Here is a 20,039-nt window from a genome sequence, read left to right on the forward strand (position 1 = left end):
CACCACCGATTTCTGTGGGAGCGAGCTTGCTCGCGAAAGCGTCCTCTCAGTCAACATCACTTTCGCCTGACACGGCCTCTTCGCGAGCAAGCTCGCTCCCACAGGGATTTGCAGGGATGAAAGAAAGCAGGCAATAAAAAAGGCGCGTCACCCAATCGGGTGGCGCGCCTTTTTAATGCAATTTGCCGTTACAGGCTGGCAATCCGCGCATGCTGCTCGGCCAGTTTGCCCAGGGCTTGCTCAGCCTCGGCCAGTTTGGCGCGTTCTTTTTCGATGACTTCGGCCGGGGCCTTGTCAACGAAACCGGCGTTCGACAGTTTGCCGCCAACGCGCTGGACTTCACCCTGCAGACGCAGGATTTCTTTATCCAGACGCGCCAGCTCGGCGCCCTTGTCGATCAGACCGGCCATTGGCACCAGCACTTCCATCTCGCCAACCAGCGCGGTAGCGGACAACGGTGCTTCTTCGCCAGCCTGCAGAACGGTGATCGATTCCAGGCGCGCGAGCTTCTTCAGCAGCGCTTCGTTCTCGGTCAGACGGCGCTGGTCTTCAGCGCTGACGTTCTTCAGGTAGATCGGCAGCGGTTTGCCCGGGCCGATGTTCATTTCGCCACGAATGTTGCGCGTGCCGAGCATCAGTTCCTTGAGCCATTCGATGTCATCTTCGGCGGCCGGGTCAATGCGTTCTTCGTTGGCCACTGGCCACGCTTGCAGCATGATCGTCTTGCCCTGAATACCGGCCAGCGGCGCGATGCGCTGCCAGATTTCTTCAGTGATGAACGGCATGAACGGGTGGGCCAGACGCAGTGCCACTTCCAGCACGCGAACCAATGTGCGACGGGTGCCGCGCTGACGTTCAACCGGCGCATTTTCGTCCCACAGCACTGGCTTGGACAATTCCAGGTACCAGTCGCAATACTGGTTCCAGATGAACTCGTACAGCGCCTGAGCGGCGAGGTCGAAACGGAACTGATCCAGTTGCCGGGTCACTTCGGCTTCGGTGCGTTGCAGCTGCGAGATGATCCAGCGATCCGCCAGCGACAGCTCATAGGCTTCACCGTTCTGGCCGCAGTCTTCGCCCTTGTCCAGAACATAACGCGCAGCGTTCCAGATCTTGTTGCAGAAGTTGCGATAGCCTTCGACGCGGCCCATGTCGAACTTGATATCGCGACCGGTCGAGGCCAGCGAGCAGAAAGTGAAGCGCAGGGCGTCGGTGCCATAGCTGGCGATACCGTCGGCGAATTCGTCGCGGGTCTGCTTCTCGATCTTTTTCGCCAGTTTCGGTTGCATCATGCCGGAGGTGCGCTTGCGTACCAGTTCTTCCAGTTCGATACCGTCGATGATGTCCAGCGGATCAAGGACGTTGCCCTTGGACTTGGACATCTTCTGGCCCTGGCCATCACGCACCAGACCGTGCACGTAAACGGTCTTGAACGGAACCTGCGGGGTGCCATCCTCGTTCTTGATCAGGTGCATGGTCAGCATGATCATCCGGGCAACCCAGAAGAAAATGATGTCGAAGCCCGTCACCAGTACGTCGGTGGAGTGGAATTTTTTCAGGAACTCGGTCTTTTCAGGCCAGCCCAGGGTGGAGAACGTCCACAGGCCGGAACTGAACCAGGTGTCGAGTACGTCGTTGTCCTGCTGGAGCGCAACGTCCGGGCCGAGGTTGTGCTTGGCACGCACTTCGGCTTCGTCGCGACCGACGTAGACTTTGCCCGACTCGTCGTACCAGGCCGGAATGCGGTGGCCCCACCACAGCTGACGGCTGATGCACCAGTCCTGGATGTCGCGCATCCACGAGAAGTACATGTTTTCGTACTGCTTGGGCACGAACTGGATGCGACCGTCTTCGACGGCGGCAATCGCTGGCTCGGCCAAAGGCTTGGTCGACACGTACCACTGGTCGGTCAGCCACGGTTCGATCACGGTGCCGGAGCGGTCGCCTTTCGGCACTTTCAGGTTGTGATCGTCGACGCTGACCAGCAGGCCGGCGGCGTCGAATGCTGCGACGATCTGCTTGCGCGCTTCGAAACGCTCGAGACCGGCGTATTCGGCCGGGATCTTGCCGTTGATGCTGTCGTTCAGCGTACCGTCGAGGTTGAACACCTGAGCGGCCGGCAGCACGTTGGCGTTCTTGTCGAAGATGTTCAGCAGCGGCAGGTTGTGGCGTTTGCCGACTTCGTAGTCGTTGAAATCGTGGGCCGGGGTGATTTTCACGCAACCGGTGCCGAATTCAGGATCGCAGTAATCGTCGGCGATGATCGGGATGCGGCGGCCAACCAGTGGCAGCTCGACAAACTTGCCGATCAGGGCTTTGTAGCGCTCGTCGTTCGGGTTAACCGCGACGGCGGAGTCGCCGAGCATGGTTTCCGGACGGGTGGTCGCGACGATCAGGAAGTCGTTGCCTTCAGCGGTTTTCGCGCCGTCAGCCAGCGGGTATTTCAGGTTCCACAGGAAACCTTTCTCGTCGTGGTTTTCCACTTCGAGGTCGGAAATCGCCGTGTGCAGTTTGGTGTCCCAGTTGACCAGGCGCTTGCCGCGGTAGATCAGGCCGTCTTCGTGCAGGCGCACAAAGGCCTCTTTAACCGCTTCCGAAAGGCCGTCGTCCATGGTGAAGCGCTCGCGGCTCCAGTCGACGGACGAGCCGAGGCGGCGGATCTGACGGCTGATGTTGCCGCCGGACTGATCCTTCCACTCCCAGACTTTCTCGAGGAATTTCTCACGGCCCAGGTCATGGCGATTCTGGCCCTGAGCTTCGAGTTGACGCTCCACCAGCATCTGCGTGGCGATACCGGCGTGGTCGGTGCCTGGCTGCCACAGGGTGTTGCGACCCTGCATGCGGCGGAACCGGATCAGCGCGTCCATGATCGCGTTGTTGAAGCCGTGACCCATGTGCAGGCTGCCGGTGACGTTCGGCGGCGGGATCATGATGGTGTAGGAGTCGCCCGCGCCTTGCGGGGCGAAGTAGTTCTCGGACTCCCAGGTGTTGTACCAGGAAGTTTCAATGGCGTGCGGCTGGTAGGTCTTATCCATGCGCGGCGGGACCCTATTGGCATTTATTCAGGAAAAGCCGGGAAGTATAGCCGTGGGGACAGCCACAAGCCACAAGCTGCAAGAGGCGCGCGGCGGATTTGCTTTGGCTTTGGCTTGCAGCTTAAAGCTTGCCGCTTGCAGCTGCGGCGAGCAGCCGCTCCATCCGCGCATCGAGACGGCGTTTGATTTCGGTTTCGATGTGCGGGGCGAAGTCGTCGATCACGTCTTGCATGATCAATTGCGCGGCGGCGCGCAGTTCGCTGTCGAGGTGGAGCAGGGCGTCGGGGCCGGTATCCACAGCTGCGGCGGGCTGTGCCGCGGGAACTGGCGCTGGCGCGGGTCGGGGTTCGACGGTAGGCGGTTCATTGCCGACAGAATCGAACAACATCGGAATCTGTTCCTGTTCGCCATCCTCGACCGTGTCGGTCAGCAGGGGGGGTTGCAGGTTGTCGTCGCCGAGCAACTGGCGGATCGATTCGAGATCGTCCAGCAGGTGGGTTGGCTTATGCTGCGGTTTCGGAGTGTCCATGGGCGTACTCAGAGTCGCTGTAAACGGTGATCTTGCAGAGGATAGCCCTGTTCGCGGTAGAAACGGAAACTCTCCCGTGCCGCCGCGCGAATCGTCGGATCTTCCACCACCACTTCCGCCACGCGGGCGAATTTACCGGCGAAGGCCGGCACTTTCAGGTCGAGATTGACCAGCAAATCCTGATGCTCACCGCAGTCATCCCCCAATCCCAGTACGATCAAGCCGTCCGGTTCGCTGTCAGCCGGGCCATGGGGCACGAACGTTTCGCCCTTGAACGCCCAGAGGCGTGCGTCGAGGTCGTCACGCTGAGCGGCATCGCGGCAATTCAGGTAGATGCGGTGGCCCATGCGCCAGGCTTTTTCGGTGAGCTTGCAGGCGAAGTCCAGGCGCGCCGATGGGTCGGCGCTGGGCAGGATATAGAAGTCGACTTTGGTCATTGCGGTTCCAGAGTTGCCAGCGGCGTCAGCGGAAAGTGACGCCGCCGCAAGTCATTGGTTTCAGGCTTTGGCGCGATCCAGCAGGTACTGGGTCAGCAGGGGGACCGGACGGCCAGTGGCGCCCTTGTCCTTGCCACCGCTGGTCCACGCGGTGCCGGCGATGTCCAGGTGCGCCCAATTGAGGTTCTTGGTGAAGCGCGACAGGAAGCACGCGGCAGTGATGGTGCCGGCCTTCGGCCCGCCAATGTTGGCGATGTCGGCGAACGGGCTGTCCAGTTGCTCCTGGTATTCGTCGAACAACGGCAGTTGCCAGGCGCGGTCGTCAGCGGCCTTGCCGGCGCTGAGCAGTTGGTCGATCAGTTCGTCGTTGTTGCCCAGCAGGCCCGAAGTGTGAGCGCCGAGAGCAACCACGCAAGCGCCGGTCAGGGTGGCGATGTCGATCACCGCTTGTGGCTTGAAGCGCTCGGAGTAGGTCAGCGCGTCGCACAGCACCAAGCGGCCTTCGGCGTCGGTGTTGAGGATTTCCACGGTCTGGCCGCTCATGGTGGTGACGATGTCGCCTGGACGGGTCGCGTTGCCACTCGGCATGTTTTCCGCGCAAGCAAGGATGCACACCAGGTTGATCGGCAGTTTCAGCTCGAGCACCGCGCGCAGGGTGCCGAACACGGAGGCCGCGCCGCCCATGTCGTACTTCATTTCGTCCATGCCGGCGCCCGGTTTCAGGCTGATGCCGCCAGTGTCGAAGGTGATGCCTTTACCGACCAGCGCGTAAGGCTTCTCGGATTTCTTGCCGCCGTTATATTGCATGACGATCAGGCGCGGCGGTTGCTCGCTGCCTTGACCGACGGCATAGAACGAACCCATGCCGAGGGATTTGATCTTCTTCTCGTCGAGGACTTCGACTTTCAGATCCTTGAACTCCTTGCCCAGGTTCTTCGCTTGTTCGCCGAGGAAAGTCGGGTGGCAGATGTTTGGCGGCAGGTTGCCCAGATCGCGGGTGAACGCCATGCCATTGGCAATCGCAGTGGCGTGATTCACCGCGCGCTGCACTTCGGCCTGGGCAGCCTTGATGGTCACCAAGGTGATTTTCTTCAGTGCGCGCGGTTCAGCTTTCTGGCTCTTGAACTGGTCGAAAGTGTATTGACCGTCCACCAGGGTTTCCGCCAGCAGACGTGTTTTGCCGTAGCTGTCGCGGTTTTTTACAATAATTTCATCCAGCGCCAGTACGGCATCGCTGCCGCCCAGACCCTTGAGGGTGTTGAGGATGCCGGCAACGATTTTGCGGAACGGACGGTCACCCAGTTCCTCATCCTTGCCCACGCCGACCAGCAGCACGCGCTCGGCTTTGAGGTTTGGCAGGCTGTGCAGCAGCAGGCTTTGACCGACTTTGCCGGCCAGATCGCCACGCTTGAGTACGGCGCTGATCGCGCCGCCGCTCAGTTCGTCGACCTGTCTGGCGGCGACGCCGAGTTTGCGGCCTTCACCGACGGCAACCACCAGGGTGGCGGTTTTCAACGTTTCTGCGCTAACGCTTTTTACAACCAGTTCCATGTCCGGGTCCCTGAATGAATGGTCAACACGCAGGCGTTCGACGGTGGCCGCAGTCGCCTGCTTATAGATAGAAGAGGCGCAGGCCAAAGCCTGCGATAAGGGCCGCAGTTTGAACCTCGCTCCCCGCGCCTGACAACCCTCGGTTGTACGATCTTCAACGGATTGCGCGCGTGGATGAGTGTGCGCAGTGACAGGCGCCCCCAATCACAGGATAATGCCGCATCTTTTTTCGACGGCTCTGCATTGCGGGTCGGTCGTTGTGATTGCTTGTTTGGCCGCCTTAGCCTGACAACCCTGGAGTGTCTGGTTTGATCGTCTTCCGTTATCTGTCCCGCGAAGTCCTGTTGACCCTCAGCGCCGTGAGTGCCGTGCTGCTGGTCATCATCATGAGCGGTCGCTTCATCAAATACCTCGCTCAGGCCGCTGCCGGCCAGCTCGATCCGGGCTCGCTGTTCCTGATCATGGGCTACCGCCTGCCGGGCTTCCTGCAACTGATTCTGCCGCTGGGCCTGTTCCTCGGGATTCTGCTGGCCTACGGTCGCCTGTACCTCGAAAGCGAAATGACCGTGCTCTCGGCCACTGGCATGAGCCAGCAAAAACTGTTTCGCATGACCCTGTTCCCGGCAACGCTGGTGGCGCTGGTCGTGGCATGGCTGAGCCTGGGGCTGGCCCCGCAAGGCGCCAACCAGTTCCAGTTGCTGCTGAACAAACAGGACGCCCTCACCGAATTCGACACCCTCGAGCCGGGTCGCTTCCAGGCCCTGCGTGACGGCACCCGGGTGACCTACACCGAAACCCTGAGCGACGACCGCGTCAACCTGGGCAGCGTGTTCATCTCGCAGAAAAACCTCGGTGCCGACCAGAAGGATCGCGGGATTTCCGTACTGGTGGCCGAAGGCGGTCGTCAGGAGGCGCGTGCGGATGGCACCCGCTACCTGATTCTCGACAACGGCTATCGCTATGACGGCAGTCCGGGTCAGGCCGATTATCGGGCGATCCATTACGAAACCTATGGCGTGCAATTGCCCAAGCCGGAAGTCAGCGAAGAAGTCACCGACCGTGACGCGATGCCGACTTCGAAGCTGCTGGGCAGCGACGACATCCGTTCCCGTACCGAACTGCAATGGCGCCTGTCCCTGCCGCTGCTGGTGTTTATCGTGACCCTGATGGCGGTGCCGCTGTCGCGTGTCAATCCGCGTCAAGGGCGTTTCCTCAAGTTGCTGCCGGCGATTCTTCTTTATATGGCTTACCTGACCATTCTGATTGCCGCCCGCGGCGCCCTTGAAAAAGGCAAGATCCCGCCGGCCCTCGGCCTGTGGTGGGTGCATGTGATCTTCCTTGTCATCGGTTTCGGCCTGCTCTATTGGGAGCCGCTGCGCCTGAAGATGGCCAGCCGTCGTGCTCATGCGCTGGAGGTGGCCCGTGGTTAAACTCGACCGCTACATCGGCAGCAGCGTGTTCATGGCGATCCTCGCCGTGCTGGCGATCATTCTGGGTCTGGCGACGTTGTTCGCCTTCATCGATGAAATGGGTGATGTCAGCGACACCTACACCCTGGTCGATGTCCTCAGCTTCGTATTGCTCACCGCGCCGCGCCGCCTCTATGAAATGCTGCCGATGGCGGCCTTGATCGGCTGCCTCATCGGCCTCGGCAGTCTGGCCAGCAGCAGTGAGCTGACGGTCATGCGCGCCGCCGGTGTTTCCATCGGCCGTATTGTCTGGGCCGTCATGAAGCCCATGCTGGTGCTGATGCTGGCCGGTGTGCTGATCGGCGAATACGTCGCTCCGGCCACTGAAAGGATGGCTCAGGCCAATCGTTCCCTGGCCCAGGGCAGCGGCGACGCGCAGAGCGCCAAGCACGGTATGTGGCATCGTCAGGGTGACGAGTTCATCCACATCAACGCCGTGCAACCGAACGGTCTTTTGTATGGCGTGACCCGTTATCATTTCGACAAGGAACGCCACCTGCTGAGTTCTAGCTTCGCCAAAAAGGCCGAGTTCGATGGCAATCACTGGCAGCTCACCGACGTGGCGACCACTGTGTTCCATGAGCGCAGCACCGAAGTGGTGAACACGCCGACCGAACGCTGGGATGTATCGCTCAGCCCGCAATTGCTCAGCACGGTAGTCATGGCGCCGGAATCGCTGTCGATCAGCGGTCTGTGGGGCTACATCCACTATCTGTCCGAGCAGGGCCTGAGCAACGGTCGCTATTGGCTGGCCTTTTGGGTCAAGGTGTTGCAGCCGCTGGTGACTGCCGCCCTGGTACTGATGGCAATCTCCTTTATCTTCGGCCCGCTGCGTTCGGTGACCCTCGGTCAGCGTGTGTTCACCGGTGTGCTGGTGGGCTTCACCTTCCGCATCGTCCAGGATTTGCTCGGCCCGTCGAGCCTGGTGTTCGGTTTCTCCCCACTGTTTGCGGTGCTGGTGCCGGCCGGCGTTTGTGCGCTGGCGGGCGTCTGGCTGTTGCGAAGAGCCGGTTGATGCGCGCACTTTTGCCAGTGCCTTGAAACTCGAAAACGCCCCGGTCGACAAACCGGGGCGTTTTTGCATGCAAACCGGGTGGCCGGCGAGCGTGACGCTTGCGTCGTGTATCAGGTACAATTCCCGGCTATTTTTCGGCGGGCCATGCCTGCAGCCTTTTTGAGTGTTGATCCGTGAGTGATTTGAGTCATATCCGCAATTTCTCCATCATCGCCCACATTGACCATGGCAAGTCGACGCTGGCTGACCGTTTCATCCAGATGTGCGGCGGCCTGGCCGAGCGTGAAATGGAAGCCCAGGTACTGGATTCCATGGACCTGGAGCGTGAACGCGGGATCACCATCAAGGCCCATAGCGTCACCCTCTATTACACGGCCAAAGACGGCATCAAATACCAGCTGAACTTCATTGACACCCCGGGTCACGTTGACTTCACCTACGAAGTCAGCCGTTCCCTGGCCGCGTGTGAAGGTGCCTTGCTGGTGGTTGACGCCGGTCAGGGTGTCGAGGCCCAGTCCGTCGCCAACTGCTATACCGCCATCGAGCAGGGCCTTGAGGTCATGCCGGTATTGAACAAGATCGACCTGCCACAGGCTGATCCGGATCGCGTCAAGGACGAGATCGAGAAGATCATCGGCATTGATGCCACTGACGCCGTCACCTGCAGCGCCAAAACCGGCCTGGGTGTCGACGAAGTGCTCGAGCGTCTGGTGCACACCATTCCTGCGCCGACCGGCAATATCGAAGATCCGCTGCAAGCGTTGATCATCGACTCCTGGTTCGACAACTACTTGGGCGTTGTTTCCCTGGTGCGCGTGCGTCATGGTCGCGTGAAGAAGGGTGACAAGATCCTCGTCAAGTCCACCGGCAAAATTCACCTGGTCGACAGCGTTGGCGTGTTCAACCCGAAACACACCGCCACGACAGACCTGAAAGCCGGCGAAGTGGGCTTCATCATCGCCAGCATCAAGGACATTCACGGTGCACCGGTCGGTGACACCCTGACGCTGGCCTCGACCCCGGACGTGGAAGTGCTGCCCGGCTTCAAACGTATCCAGCCGCAGGTTTACGCGGGTCTGTTCCCGGTCAGCTCCGACGACTTCGAGGATTTCCGCGAAGCGCTGCAGAAGCTCACCCTGAACGACTCGTCGCTGCAGTACACCCCGGAAAGCTCCGACGCCCTGGGCTTTGGCTTCCGTTGCGGCTTCCTCGGCATGCTGCACATGGAAATCATCCAGGAGCGCCTCGAGCGCGAATACAACCTGGACCTGATCACCACTGCACCCACCGTAATTTTTGAGCTGCTGCTGAAAACCGGTGAAACGATTTACGTCGACAACCCATCCAAGCTTCCGGATGTGTCGTCCATTGAAGACATGCGCGAGCCGATCGTGCGGGCCAATATCCTGGTACCGCAGGAACACTTGGGCAACGTCATCACCCTGTGCATCGAGAAGCGCGGCGTTCAAGTCGACATGCTGTTCCTCGGCAATCAGGTGCAGGTCACTTACGACCTGCCGATGAACGAAGTGGTTCTCGACTTCTTCGACCGTCTGAAGTCCACCAGTCGCGGCTATGCTTCGCTGGATTACCATTTCGACCGCTACCAATCGGCTAATCTGGTGAAACTGGACGTGCTGATCAACGGCGACAAGGTCGATGCCCTCGCATTGATCGTGCACCGTGACAACTCGCACTACAAAGGTCGCCAGTTGACCGAGAAGATGAAAGAACTGATTCCTCGCCAGATGTTCGACGTAGCGATTCAGGCCGCCATCGGTGGTCAGATCGTTGCACGCACAACCGTCAAGGCACTCAGAAAGAACGTATTGGCCAAATGCTACGGTGGTGACGTAAGCCGTAAGAAGAAACTGCTCGAGAAGCAAAAGGCCGGTAAGAAACGCATGAAGCAGGTCGGCAACGTGGAAATTCCACAAGAAGCCTTCCTTGCAGTGCTCAGGTTGGATAGTTAGGTCCTATGTCACTAAATTTCCCGCTGTTGCTGGTCATCGCCGTGTTCGTCTGCGGCCTGTTGGCGTTGCTTGATCTGTTGATCCTGGCACCGCGTCGGCGTGCTGCCATTGCCTCTTATCAAGGCAGCGTCAGCCAGCCTGATGTGGTGGTCGTTGAAAAACTGAACAAAGAGCCGCTGCTGGTCGAGTACGGCAAGTCGTTCTTCCCGGTGTTGTTCATCGTGCTGGTGCTGCGTTCGTTCCTGGTGGAACCGTTCCAGATCCCGTCCGGTTCGATGAAGCCAACCCTGGACGTCGGCGACTTCATTCTGGTGAACAAGTTTTCTTACGGTATCCGCCTGCCGGTGCTGGACAAGAAAATCATCGAAGTCGGTGATCCACAGCGCGGCGATGTCATGGTGTTCCGTTATCCGAGCGACCCGAACGTCAACTACATCAAGCGTGTAGTCGGCCTGCCGGGCGACACGGTGCGTTACACCGCTGACAAGCGTCTGCTCGTCAATGGCGAATCGATTGCCGAGCAAATGATCGGCTCCGAGCCGGGAACGCTGGGCAGCGCAGAGCTGTACAAAGAGAAGCTGGGCGCCGCCGAGCACCTGATCCGCAAGGAAATGAGCCGCTACCGCGCGACCCCGGATCACACGTGGACAGTGCCGGCCGGGCACTACTTCATGATGGGCGACAACCGCGACAATTCGAACGACAGTCGCTACTGGGATGATCCGAACATTCCCAAGGATCTGCTGGGCATGGTTCCCGACCAGAATATCGTCGGCAAGGCCTTCGCGGTCTGGATGAGCTGGCCGGAGCCGAAACTCAGTCACCTGCCGAATTTCTCGCGGGTTGGCCTGATCAAGTAATCACACACGGCGCTGTTGACCACAGCGCCGAATGCATTTCTGGAGCCGGCACAATCGGCTTCGCAATCGCCAGGATTTAATTTTTGAACACAGCGTTAATTGTCCCAGGCCTGCGCCGCATCCCGGCGATGGCAGTGGAATCCAGCCACGAACTCAGCGTGGGTAAACCGTGAGCGTTTCTCTAAGCCGTCTCGAGCGCCAGCTCGGTTACACTTTCAAGGACCAGGAGCTGATGCTGCTGGCCCTGACGCACCGCAGTTTTGCCGGGCGCAACAACGAACGCCTGGAATTCCTCGGTGATGCCATCCTCAATTTCGTCGCTGGCGAGGCGCTGTTTGATCGCTTCCCGCTGGCCCGCGAAGGCCAGTTGTCGCGTTTGCGCGCACGCCTGGTAAAAGGTGAGACCCTGGCCGTACTGGCCCGCGGTTTCGACCTTGGCGATTACCTGCGACTGGGTTCCGGTGAGTTGAAAAGCGGCGGCTTCCGTCGTGAATCAATCCTGGCCGACGCCCTTGAAGCGCTGATCGGCGCGATCTACCTTGATGCCGGTATGGACGTGGCGCGCGAGCGTGTGCTGGCCTGGCTGGCCGGCGAGTTCGAAGGCCTGACGCTGGTCGACACCAACAAGGACCCGAAAACCCGCCTGCAGGAACACCTGCAATCGCGCGGTTGCGAACTGCCACGCTACGAAGTGGTGGATATCCAGGGTGAGCCGCACTGCCGAACCTTCTTCGTCGAATGCGAAGTGGTCTTACTGAATGAGAAAAGCCGGGGTCAGGGTGTGAGCCGTCGTATTGCCGAACAGGTAGCGGCCGCCGCAGCACTGATTGCCCTGGGCGTGGAGAATGGCAATGACTGATACAAACGCAACTCGCTGTGGCTACGTTGCCATCGTCGGCCGTCCCAACGTCGGTAAGTCGACGCTGCTCAACCACATCCTCGGCCAGAAGCTCGCGATCACTTCGCGCAAGCCGCAGACCACTCGCCACAACATGCTCGGGATCAAGACCGAGGGCGACGTGCAGGCGATCTACGTCGACACCCCCGGCATGCACAAGGGTGGCGAAAAGGCCCTGAACCGTTACATGAACAAAACTGCTTCGGCGGCGTTGAAAGACGTCGACGTGGTGATTTTCGTGGTTGACCGCACCAAGTGGACCGACGAAGACCAGATGGTTCTGGAGCGTGTGCAGTACGTGACCGGCCCGCTGATCGTTGCGCTCAACAAGACTGACCGCATCGAAGACAAGGCCGAGCTGATGCCGCACCTGAGCTGGTTGCAGGAGCAGTTGCCGAACGCACAGATCATCCCGATTTCCGCGCAGCACGGGCACAACCTCGAAGCACTGGAAAAGGTCATCGCTGATCATCTGCCGGAGAACGATCACTTCTTCCCGGAAGACCAGATCACCGACCGCAGCAGCCGCTTCCTCGCCGCCGAACTGGTGCGTGAGAAAATCATGCGCCAGATGGGCGCCGAGCTGCCGTACCAGATCACCGTCGAAATCGAAGAGTTCAAGCAGCAGGGCAAGACCCTGCATATCCATGCCTTGATCCTCGTAGAGCGCGACGGCCAGAAGAAGATCATCATTGGCGACAAGGGCGAGCGCATCAAGCGCATTGGCACCGAAGCGCGCAAGGACATGGAGCTGCTGTTTGACTCCAAGATCATGCTCAACCTGTGGGTCAAGGTGAAGGGCGGCTGGTCCGACGACGAGCGTGCACTGCGTTCGCTGGGTTACGGCGACCTGTAAAATTCCGGTGTTCTGATACACCAGAGAACCCTGTGGGAGCGGGCTTGCTCGCGAAGGCGGTGTAACATTCAGCATTGATGTTGACTGTCACTGCGCCTTCGCGAGCCAGCCCGCTCCCACATTTGTTTTCGGGTTGTGTGTAAACCTGCGTTTCTTCATCGAGAACTCAATGTCGCAAAACCCGCCTCCCGCTCAACCCGCCTACGTCCTGCACAGTCGCGCCTACCGCGAAACCAGTGCCTTGGTGGATTTCCTCACGCCGCAAGGTCGGCTGCGGGCGGTGTTGCGCAGTGCGCGGGGCAAGGCCGGGACGCTCGCGCGGCCATTTGTGGCGCTGGAAGTGGAGTTTCGCGGCAAGGGTGAGCTGAAGAATGTCGGGCGCATGGAGAGTTCGGGTACTTCGGCGTGGCTCAACGGCGAAGCGCTGTTCAGTGGTCTCTACCTGAATGAACTGCTGATTCGTCTGTTGCCTGCCGAAGACCCGCACCCGGGGGTATTCGATCATTACGCCGCGACCCTGCTGGCATTGGCGGAAGGCCGACCGCTTGAACCCTTGCTGCGCTCATTCGAATGGCGCTTGCTTGATGACCTCGGTTACGGGTTTTCCCTCAACACTGATATTCACGGCGAGGCCATCGCGACGGACGGCCTCTATCGTCTGCAAGTGGATGCGGGTCTTGAGCGGGTGTTCCTGTTGCAACCCGGCTTGTTCAACGGCGTCGAACTACTGGCCATGGCCGACGCCGACTGGACCGCTCCCGGTGCTTTGTCCGCCGCCAAGCGTCTGATGCGTCAGGCTCTGGCCGTTCACTTGGGTGGTCGCCCCCTCGTCAGCCGCGAGCTATTTCGTAAGCCCTGATATGCTGTGCGCCGAATCTCTCAATTCAGGAGCGCATCCGTGACCACCAGCAATCGCATTCTTCTCGGCGTGAACATCGACCATGTCGCTACCCTGCGTCAGGCCCGTGGTACGCGCTACCCGGACCCGGTCAAGGCTGCACTGGATGCGGAAGAGGCGGGCGCCGATGGCATCACCGTGCACCTGCGTGAAGACCGTCGGCACATTCAGGAGCGCGATGTGTTGCTGCTCAAGGACGTGCTGCAAACCCGCATGAACTTTGAAATGGGCGTCACCGAAGAAATGATGGTGTTCGCCGAACGCATCCGCCCGGCACACATTTGCCTGGTACCGGAAACCCGTCAGGAACTGACCACTGAAGGTGGTCTGGACGTCGCCGGGCAGGAGGAACGCCTCAAGGCTGCGGTTGAGCGTCTGTCGAAAATCGGCAGCGAAGTGTCGCTGTTCATCGATGCTGACGAGCGGCAAATTGCAGCGTCGAAGCGCGTCGGTGCGCCGGCCATCGAATTGCACACCGGGCGTTATGCCGATGCCCAAACCCCGACCGAAGTCGCCGAAGAGCTCAAGCGTGTCGCGGATGGCGTGGCGTTTGGTTTGGCCCAAGGCTTGATCGTCAACGCGGGTCACGGCTTGCATTACCACAACGTTGAAGCGGTCGCGGCCATCAAGGGTATCAACGAACTGAACATCGGCCATGCGCTGGTGGCGCATGCGTTATTCGTTGGCTTCAAGTCCGCAGTCTCGGAAATGAAAGCGCTGATCCTGGCTGCGGCGTTGAAGGGCTGAAGGTCGACGCATAACCAAATGTGGGAGCGTGCTTGCTCGCGAAGGGCGGAGTGTCAGTCGAAATATTCCTGACTGATACACCGCCTTCGCGAGCAAGCCCGCTCCCACATGGGGTCTACGATGGTCAGTCAGAGCGGGGCAGGCTCTTGCGCCGGCTTTGATTTGTCGATGCCGGGCACATGCAGATTGCCCTCGGCCACCTGATCGCCTTCAAGCTGCGGCTGGGTCACCCAGGTCAGAATGTCGTAGTAGCGACGGATGTTCGCCACGAAATGCACTGGCTCGCCGCCCCGGGCGTAGCCGTAGCGGGTCTTGCTGTACCACTGCTTCTGCGACAGGCGCGGCAGAATCTTTTTCACATCCAGCCATTTGTCCGGGTTCAGCCCTTCCTTGGCCGTCAGTTTGCGCGCGTCATCCAGATGACCGCTGCCGACGTTATAGGCTGCCAGGGCAAACCAGGTGCGATCCGGCTCCTTGATCGAATCGTCGAGCTGTTCCTTCATATACGCCAGGTACTTGGCGCCACCCATGATGCTCTGCTTTGGATCGAGGCGATTGGACACGCCCATCGCCTGCGCCGTGTTCTGCGTGAGCATCATCAGGCCGCGCACGCCGGTTTTCGAGGTGACGGTCGGTTGCCACAGCGATTCCTGATAACCGATGGCCGCGAGCAGGCGCCAGTCGACTTTCTCTTTCTTCGCGTAATTCTTGAAGTGCTGCTCGTACTTCGGCAGGCGCTGCTGCAAGTGCTGGGCGAAGGTGGTGGCGCCCATGTAGCCGAGGACATCGACGTGGCCGTAGTAGCGATCCTTCAAGCGCTGCAGGGTGCCGTTCTTCTGAACCTTGTCCAGATAGTCATTGATCTCGTTGAGCAGACTGTTGTCTTCGCCCGGACCCACGGCCCAGCTCTGGCTGCGTGCGTCGCCCAGGTCGAAGGCCACGCGAATATTGGTGAAGTACACCTGGTTCATCGCCACTTCGTTGGAATCGACCAGCGTCAGGTCGATCTGGCCTTCATCGACCATGCGCAGCAAATCGACCACTTCAACCGCGTCGGATTCTTCGTACTCGATGCCGGGATATTTCTGTTTCAGCCCGGCCAGTTGCTCGGCGTGAGTGCTGCCCTTGAGCACCATGATCTTCTTGCCGACCAGGTCACCGGGGTCGGTCGGCCGCGACTGGCCGTTGCGATAGATGATCTGCGGGGTGACTTCGAGGTAGGAATGCGAGAACCGCACCTGCTTCTTGCGCTGCTCGCTGCTGACCAGACCGGCGGCGGCCAGTACCGGGCCGTTCGGTTTGCCGATCTGATTGAACAGGTCGTCGAGGTTGTCGGCGGTTTCGATCTTCAGTTCAACACCCAAATCGTCGGCGAAACGCTTCACCAGCTCGTATTCAAAGCCGGTTTCACCGCTGCGATCCTGGAAGTAGGTGGCGGGGCTGTTACGGGTAATCACCCGCAGCACACCATCCTCCTTTACGCGCTCGAGTGTGTTGGGTTTATCAACACAGCCACTGAGCACCAGGAAGAGTCCGGTTGCGATCAGCCATTTGGCGTACCGCGGACGCAAAGCCGTTGGGAAAAACATCTGCGCAGTATACGCAAACGGCCACGAGCGCCATATCTCGACAGCGTAGGACTAGTCTGCTAAAGATCACAAAACCGAGCGAAACCCCACAGGAACGGGGCTGTGCGGCTTTTTGTTACAGTAAAAATAAGACGTCGCCACAGCCGTGATTTACCTGACTCGGGAGGCAGAAACACAGATTGGTATCCGAGTGCAACCGTGCGTAGCGTTTCGGGTGATGTTGAGGGCGGTTTAGGCTAGAATGCACGGCCTCAAAGCACACCCCTTCCCGAGGCTGTCCCGAAGATGTTGATCCTGCGCGGCGCTCCTGCCCTTTCTGCCTTTCGCCACAGCAAACTCCTTGAGCAACTGAGCCAGAAGGTTCCAGCTGTCAGTGGCCTGTATGCTGAATTCGCTCACTTCGCCGAAGTCACCGGCGTCCTGACCGGCGACGAACAGCAGGTGCTTGCGCGCCTTCTGAAGTACGGTCCAAGCGTTCCGGTACAAGAGCCGACCGGTCGTCTGTTTCTGGTGTTGCCGCGTTTCGGCACCATCTCGCCATGGTCGAGCAAGGCCAGCGACATCGCCCGCAACTGCGGCCTGAGCAAGATCCAGCGTCTGGAGCGCGGTATCGCCTTCTACGTTGCCGGTCAGTTCAGCGAAGCCGAAGCGCAGCAGATCGCCGACGTCTTGCATGACCGCATGACCCAGATCGTGCTGGCCAACCTTGAGCAGGCCGCCGGTCTGTTCAGCCACGCCGAACCGAAACCGCTCACTGCCATCGACATCCTCGGTGGCGGTCGCGCCGCGCTGGAAAAGGCCAACACCGAGCTGGGCCTGGCCTTGGCTGAAGACGAAATCGACTACCTGGTCAACGCCTTCAACGGTTTGAAGCGCAACCCGCACGACATCGAATTGATGATGTTCGCCCAGGCCAACTCCGAGCACTGCCGTCACAAGATCTTCAACGCCAGTTGGGATATCGACGGCCAGAGCCAGGAAAAAAGCCTGTTCGGCATGATCAAGAACACCTATCAGATGCACAGCGAAGGCGTGCTGTCCGCTTACAAGGACAACGCTTCGGTGATCGTCGGCAACGTCGCCGGTCGCTTCTTCCCGAACCCGGAAACCCGCCAGTACGGCGCGGTGCAGGAGCCGGTGCACATTCTGATGAAGGTTGAAACCCACAACCACCCGACTGCAATTGCCCCGTTCCCGGGCGCCTCCACCGGTTCTGGCGGCGAAATCCGTGACGAAGGTGCAACCGGCCGTGGCGCCAAGCCAAAGGCTGGCCTGACCGGCTTCACCGTGTCGAACCTGCAGATCCCGGGCTTCGAACAGCCGTGGGAAGTGCCATATGGCAAGCCTGAGCGCATCGTCACCGCGCTGGACATCATGATCGAAGGCCCGCTCGGCGGCGCGGCGTTCAACAACGAATTCGGTCGTCCGGCCCTGACCGGCTACTTCCGTACCTTCGAACAATCGATCACCACCCCGCACGGTGACGAGGTTCGTGGTTACCACAAGCCGATCATGCTGGCAGGCGGCATGGGCAACATCCGCGAAGAACACGTCAAGAAGGGCGAGATCGTCGTCGGCTCCAAGCTGATCGTGCTCGGCGGCCCGGCGATGTTGATCGGTCTGGGCGGCGGCGCGGCTTCGTCGATGGCCACCGGCACCAGCTCGGCGGATCTGGATTTTGCTTCCGTTCAGCGTGAAAACCCTGAAATGGAGCGTCGTTGCCAGGAAGTCATCGACCGTTGCTGGCAGTTGGGTGACAAGAACCCGATCAGCTTCATCCACGACGTCGGCGCGGGCGGTCTGTCCAACGCCTTCCCGGAACTGGTCAACGACGGCGACCGCGGTGGCCGTTTCGAACTGCGCAACATTCCAAACGACGAGCCGGGCATGGCCCCGCACGAAATCTGGTCCAACGAATCCCAGGAACGTTACGTACTGGCCGTCGGCCCGGATGATTTCGAGCGCTTCCAGGCAATCTGCGAACGCGAGCGTTGCCCGTTTGCCGTTGTCGGTGAAGCCACTGCTGAACCGCAACTGACCGTGACCGACAGCCACTTCGGCAACAACCCGGTGGACATGCCACTGGAAGTGTTGCTGGGCAAAGCCCCGCGCATGCACCGTTCGGTGGTTCGTGAAGCCGAGCTGGGCGATGACTTCGATCCGTCGAACCTCGACATCACCGAATCCATCGAGCGCGTTCTGCATCACCCGGCCGTGGCCAGCAAAAGCTTCCTGATCACCATCGGCGACCGCACCATCACCGGCCTTGTCGCCCGTGACCAAATGGTTGGCCCATGGCAGGTTCCGGTGGCCGACGTTGCTGTCACCGCGACCAGCTTCGATGTTTACACCGGTGAAGCGATGGCGATGGGCGAGCGCACTCCGCTGGCTCTGCTGGACGCCCCGGCGTCGGGCCGCATGGCCATCGGCGAAACCCTGACCAACATCGCCGCCTCGCGCATCAACAAGATCTCCGACATCAAACTGTCGGCGAACTGGATGTCTGCTGCCGGCCACCCGGGCGAAGACGCGCGTCTGTACGACACCGTGAAAGCGGTCGGTATGGAACTGTGCCCTGAGCTGGGCATCACCATTCCGGTGGGCAAGGACTCGATGTCCATGGCCACCCGCTGGAACGACAACGGCGAAGAAAAAACCGTGACCTCGCCGATGTCGCTGATCGTGACCGGTTTCGCGCCAGTGGCTGACATCCGTCAGACCCTGACCCCGGAACTGCGCATGGACAAGGGCACCACTGATCTGATCCTGGTCGACCTCGGTCGCGGTCAGAACCGCATGGGGGCTTCGATCCTTGCCCAGGTCCACGGCAAACTCGGCAAACACGCACCGGACGTCGATGACGCCGAAGACCTGAAAGCCTTCTTCGCGGTGATCCAGGGCCTCAACGCCGACGGCCACCTGCTGGCTTACCACGACCGTTCCGACGGTGGTCTGCTGACTTCCGTGGTGGAAATGGCCTTCGCCGGTCACTGCGGTCTGAGCCTGAACCTGGACAGCGTGGCAGAGTCCTCGGCAGAAATCGCCGCGATCCTGTTCAACGAAGAACTGGGTGCCGTCATCCAGGTTCGTCAGGACGCCACGCCAGACATCCTCGCGCAATTCAGTGCGGCCGGTCTGGGCGACTGCGTGTCGGTGATCGGTCAGCCGATCAACAATGGTCAGATCAACATCACCTTCAACGGTGACACCGTGTTCGAAGGTCAGCGTCGTCTGCTGCAACGTCAGTGGGCCGAGACCAGCTACCAGATCCAGAGTCTGCGTGATAACGCCGACTGCGCCGAGCAAGAATTCGACGTGTTGCTGGAAGAAGACAACCCGGGCCTGAGCGTCAAGCTGAGCTACGACGTCAACCAGGACATCGCCGCGCCTTACATCAAGAAAGGCATCCGCCCACAGGTTGCCGTGCTGCGTGAGCAGGGCGTCAATGGTCAGGTGGAAATGGCGGCTGCGTTCGACCGCGCCGGTTTCAACGCAATTGACGTGCACATGAGTGACATTCTCGCTGGCCGTGTCGACCTGAACGAGTTCAAAGGTCTGGTGGCGTGCGGTGGTTTCTCCTACGGCGACGTGCTCGGCGCCGGTGAAGGCTGGGCCAAGTCGGCACTGTTCAACAGCCGTGCCCGCGATGCGTTCCAAGGCTTCTTCGAACGTAACGACAGCTTCACCCTCGGCGTGTGCAACGGTTGCCAGATGATGTCCAACCTGCACGAACTGATCCCGGGCAGCGAGTTCTGGCCGCACTTCGTGCGTAACCGTTCCGAGCAGTTCGAAGCGCGCGTGGCGATGGTGCAGATCCAGGAATCGAACTCGATCTTCCTGCAGGGCATGGCCGGTTCGCGCATGCCTATCGCCATCGCTCACGGTGAAGGTCACGCCGAGTTCTCCAGTGAAGAGGCATTGCTGGAAGCCGATCTGTCCGGTTGCGTGGCGATGCGTTTCGTCGACAACCATGGCAAGGTCACCGAGCGTTATCCGGCCAACCCGAACGGTTCGCCGCGCGGGATCACCGGCCTTACCAGCCGCGACGGTCGCGTGACGATCATGATGCCGCACCCGGAGCGTGTGTTCCGCGCCGTGCAGAACTCGTGGCGTTCGGAAGACTGGACCGAGGACGCTCCTTGGATGCGCATGTTCCGTAACGCGCGCGTCTGGGTTAACTGA

The 20,039-nt window shown here is 60.2% G+C and carries 14 protein-coding genes; 9 read left to right on the plus strand and 5 right to left on the minus strand.

What is annotated here, in order from left to right:
* Positions 1–188 precede the first annotated feature (188 nt).
* The 4 genes from AACY19_RS09490 to AACY19_RS09505 form a co-directional block, all read right to left on the minus strand.
* The gene (locus AACY19_RS09490) at positions 189–3,035 is read right to left on the minus strand and encodes a valine--tRNA ligase (protein WP_339449992.1); all 2,847 of its coding nucleotides are present in this window, start codon (positions 3,033–3,035) and stop codon (positions 189–191) included.
* 121 nt (positions 3,036–3,156) lie between these two features.
* Positions 3,157–3,564, minus strand: a complete 408-nt coding sequence (locus tag AACY19_RS09495; RefSeq protein ID WP_339449993.1) for a DNA polymerase III subunit chi — start codon at positions 3,562–3,564, stop codon at positions 3,157–3,159.
* Positions 3,565–3,572: 8 nt separating this feature from the next.
* Positions 3,573–4,001: a DNA polymerase III subunit chi gene (locus AACY19_RS09500; protein ID WP_339449994.1), complete on the minus strand. Its 429-nt coding sequence runs from the start codon at positions 3,999–4,001 to the stop codon at positions 3,573–3,575.
* A 60-nt stretch (positions 4,002–4,061) separates the two neighbouring features.
* The gene (locus AACY19_RS09505) at positions 4,062–5,552 is read right to left on the minus strand and encodes a leucyl aminopeptidase (RefSeq protein ID WP_339449995.1); all 1,491 of its coding nucleotides are present in this window, start codon (positions 5,550–5,552) and stop codon (positions 4,062–4,064) included.
* Between the two features lie 308 nt (positions 5,553–5,860).
* Between AACY19_RS09505 and lptF the strand changes: the two genes are divergently transcribed.
* From lptF to pdxJ, 8 genes are all read left to right on the plus strand, one after another.
* The gene (gene lptF, locus AACY19_RS09510; RefSeq protein WP_339449996.1) at positions 5,861–6,982 is read left to right on the plus strand and encodes an LPS export ABC transporter permease LptF; all 1,122 of its coding nucleotides are present in this window, start codon (positions 5,861–5,863) and stop codon (positions 6,980–6,982) included.
* Positions 6,975–8,036, plus strand: coding sequence for an LPS export ABC transporter permease LptG (gene lptG / locus AACY19_RS09515; RefSeq protein WP_339449997.1), 1,062 nt, complete (start codon positions 6,975–6,977; stop codon positions 8,034–8,036). Before lptF ends, lptG begins: the two co-directional genes overlap by 8 nt.
* A gap of 173 nt (positions 8,037–8,209) precedes the next feature.
* On the plus strand, positions 8,210–10,009 hold the full coding sequence (gene lepA / locus AACY19_RS09520) for a translation elongation factor 4 (protein ID WP_339449998.1): 1,800 nt from the start codon (positions 8,210–8,212) through the stop codon (positions 10,007–10,009).
* Positions 10,010–10,014: 5 nt separating this feature from the next.
* Positions 10,015–10,869, plus strand: a complete 855-nt coding sequence (gene lepB / locus AACY19_RS09525) for a signal peptidase I (RefSeq protein WP_339449999.1) — start codon at positions 10,015–10,017, stop codon at positions 10,867–10,869.
* Positions 10,870–11,038: 169 nt separating this feature from the next.
* Entirely contained in the window at positions 11,039–11,728 is a 690-nt protein-coding gene (gene rnc / locus AACY19_RS09530) for a ribonuclease III (RefSeq protein WP_024011703.1), read from the plus strand.
* Positions 11,721–12,623, plus strand: a complete 903-nt coding sequence (gene era / locus AACY19_RS09535) for a GTPase Era (protein WP_016771562.1) — start codon at positions 11,721–11,723, stop codon at positions 12,621–12,623. Before rnc ends, era begins: the two co-directional genes overlap by 8 nt.
* 169 nt (positions 12,624–12,792) lie before the next feature.
* Positions 12,793–13,482 carry a DNA repair protein RecO gene (recO, locus tag AACY19_RS09540; RefSeq protein WP_339450000.1) on the plus strand — a complete coding sequence of 230 codons (690 nt, stop codon included), beginning with the start codon at positions 12,793–12,795 and terminating at the stop codon, positions 13,480–13,482.
* Between the two features lie 39 nt (positions 13,483–13,521).
* Positions 13,522–14,268, plus strand: a complete 747-nt coding sequence (gene pdxJ, locus AACY19_RS09545; protein ID WP_339450001.1) for a pyridoxine 5'-phosphate synthase — start codon at positions 13,522–13,524, stop codon at positions 14,266–14,268.
* A 128-nt stretch (positions 14,269–14,396) separates the two neighbouring features.
* Here the strand turns inward: pdxJ and mltF are convergent, their stop codons facing one another.
* Positions 14,397–15,857 (minus strand): membrane-bound lytic murein transglycosylase MltF, encoded by a 1,461-nt coding sequence (gene mltF / locus AACY19_RS09550; protein ID WP_339450002.1) that lies wholly within the window; start codon positions 15,855–15,857, stop codon positions 14,397–14,399.
* A 285-nt stretch (positions 15,858–16,142) separates the two neighbouring features.
* On the opposite strand from mltF, the gene purL reads away from it, so the two are divergent.
* Positions 16,143–20,039: a phosphoribosylformylglycinamidine synthase gene (gene purL, locus AACY19_RS09555; RefSeq protein ID WP_339450003.1), complete on the plus strand. Its 3,897-nt coding sequence runs from the start codon at positions 16,143–16,145 to the stop codon at positions 20,037–20,039.

It is taken from the genome of Pseudomonas sp. EA_5y_Pfl2_R50, from assembly GCF_963970475.1.
Classification (GTDB): Bacteria; Pseudomonadota; Gammaproteobacteria; order Pseudomonadales; family Pseudomonadaceae; genus Aquipseudomonas.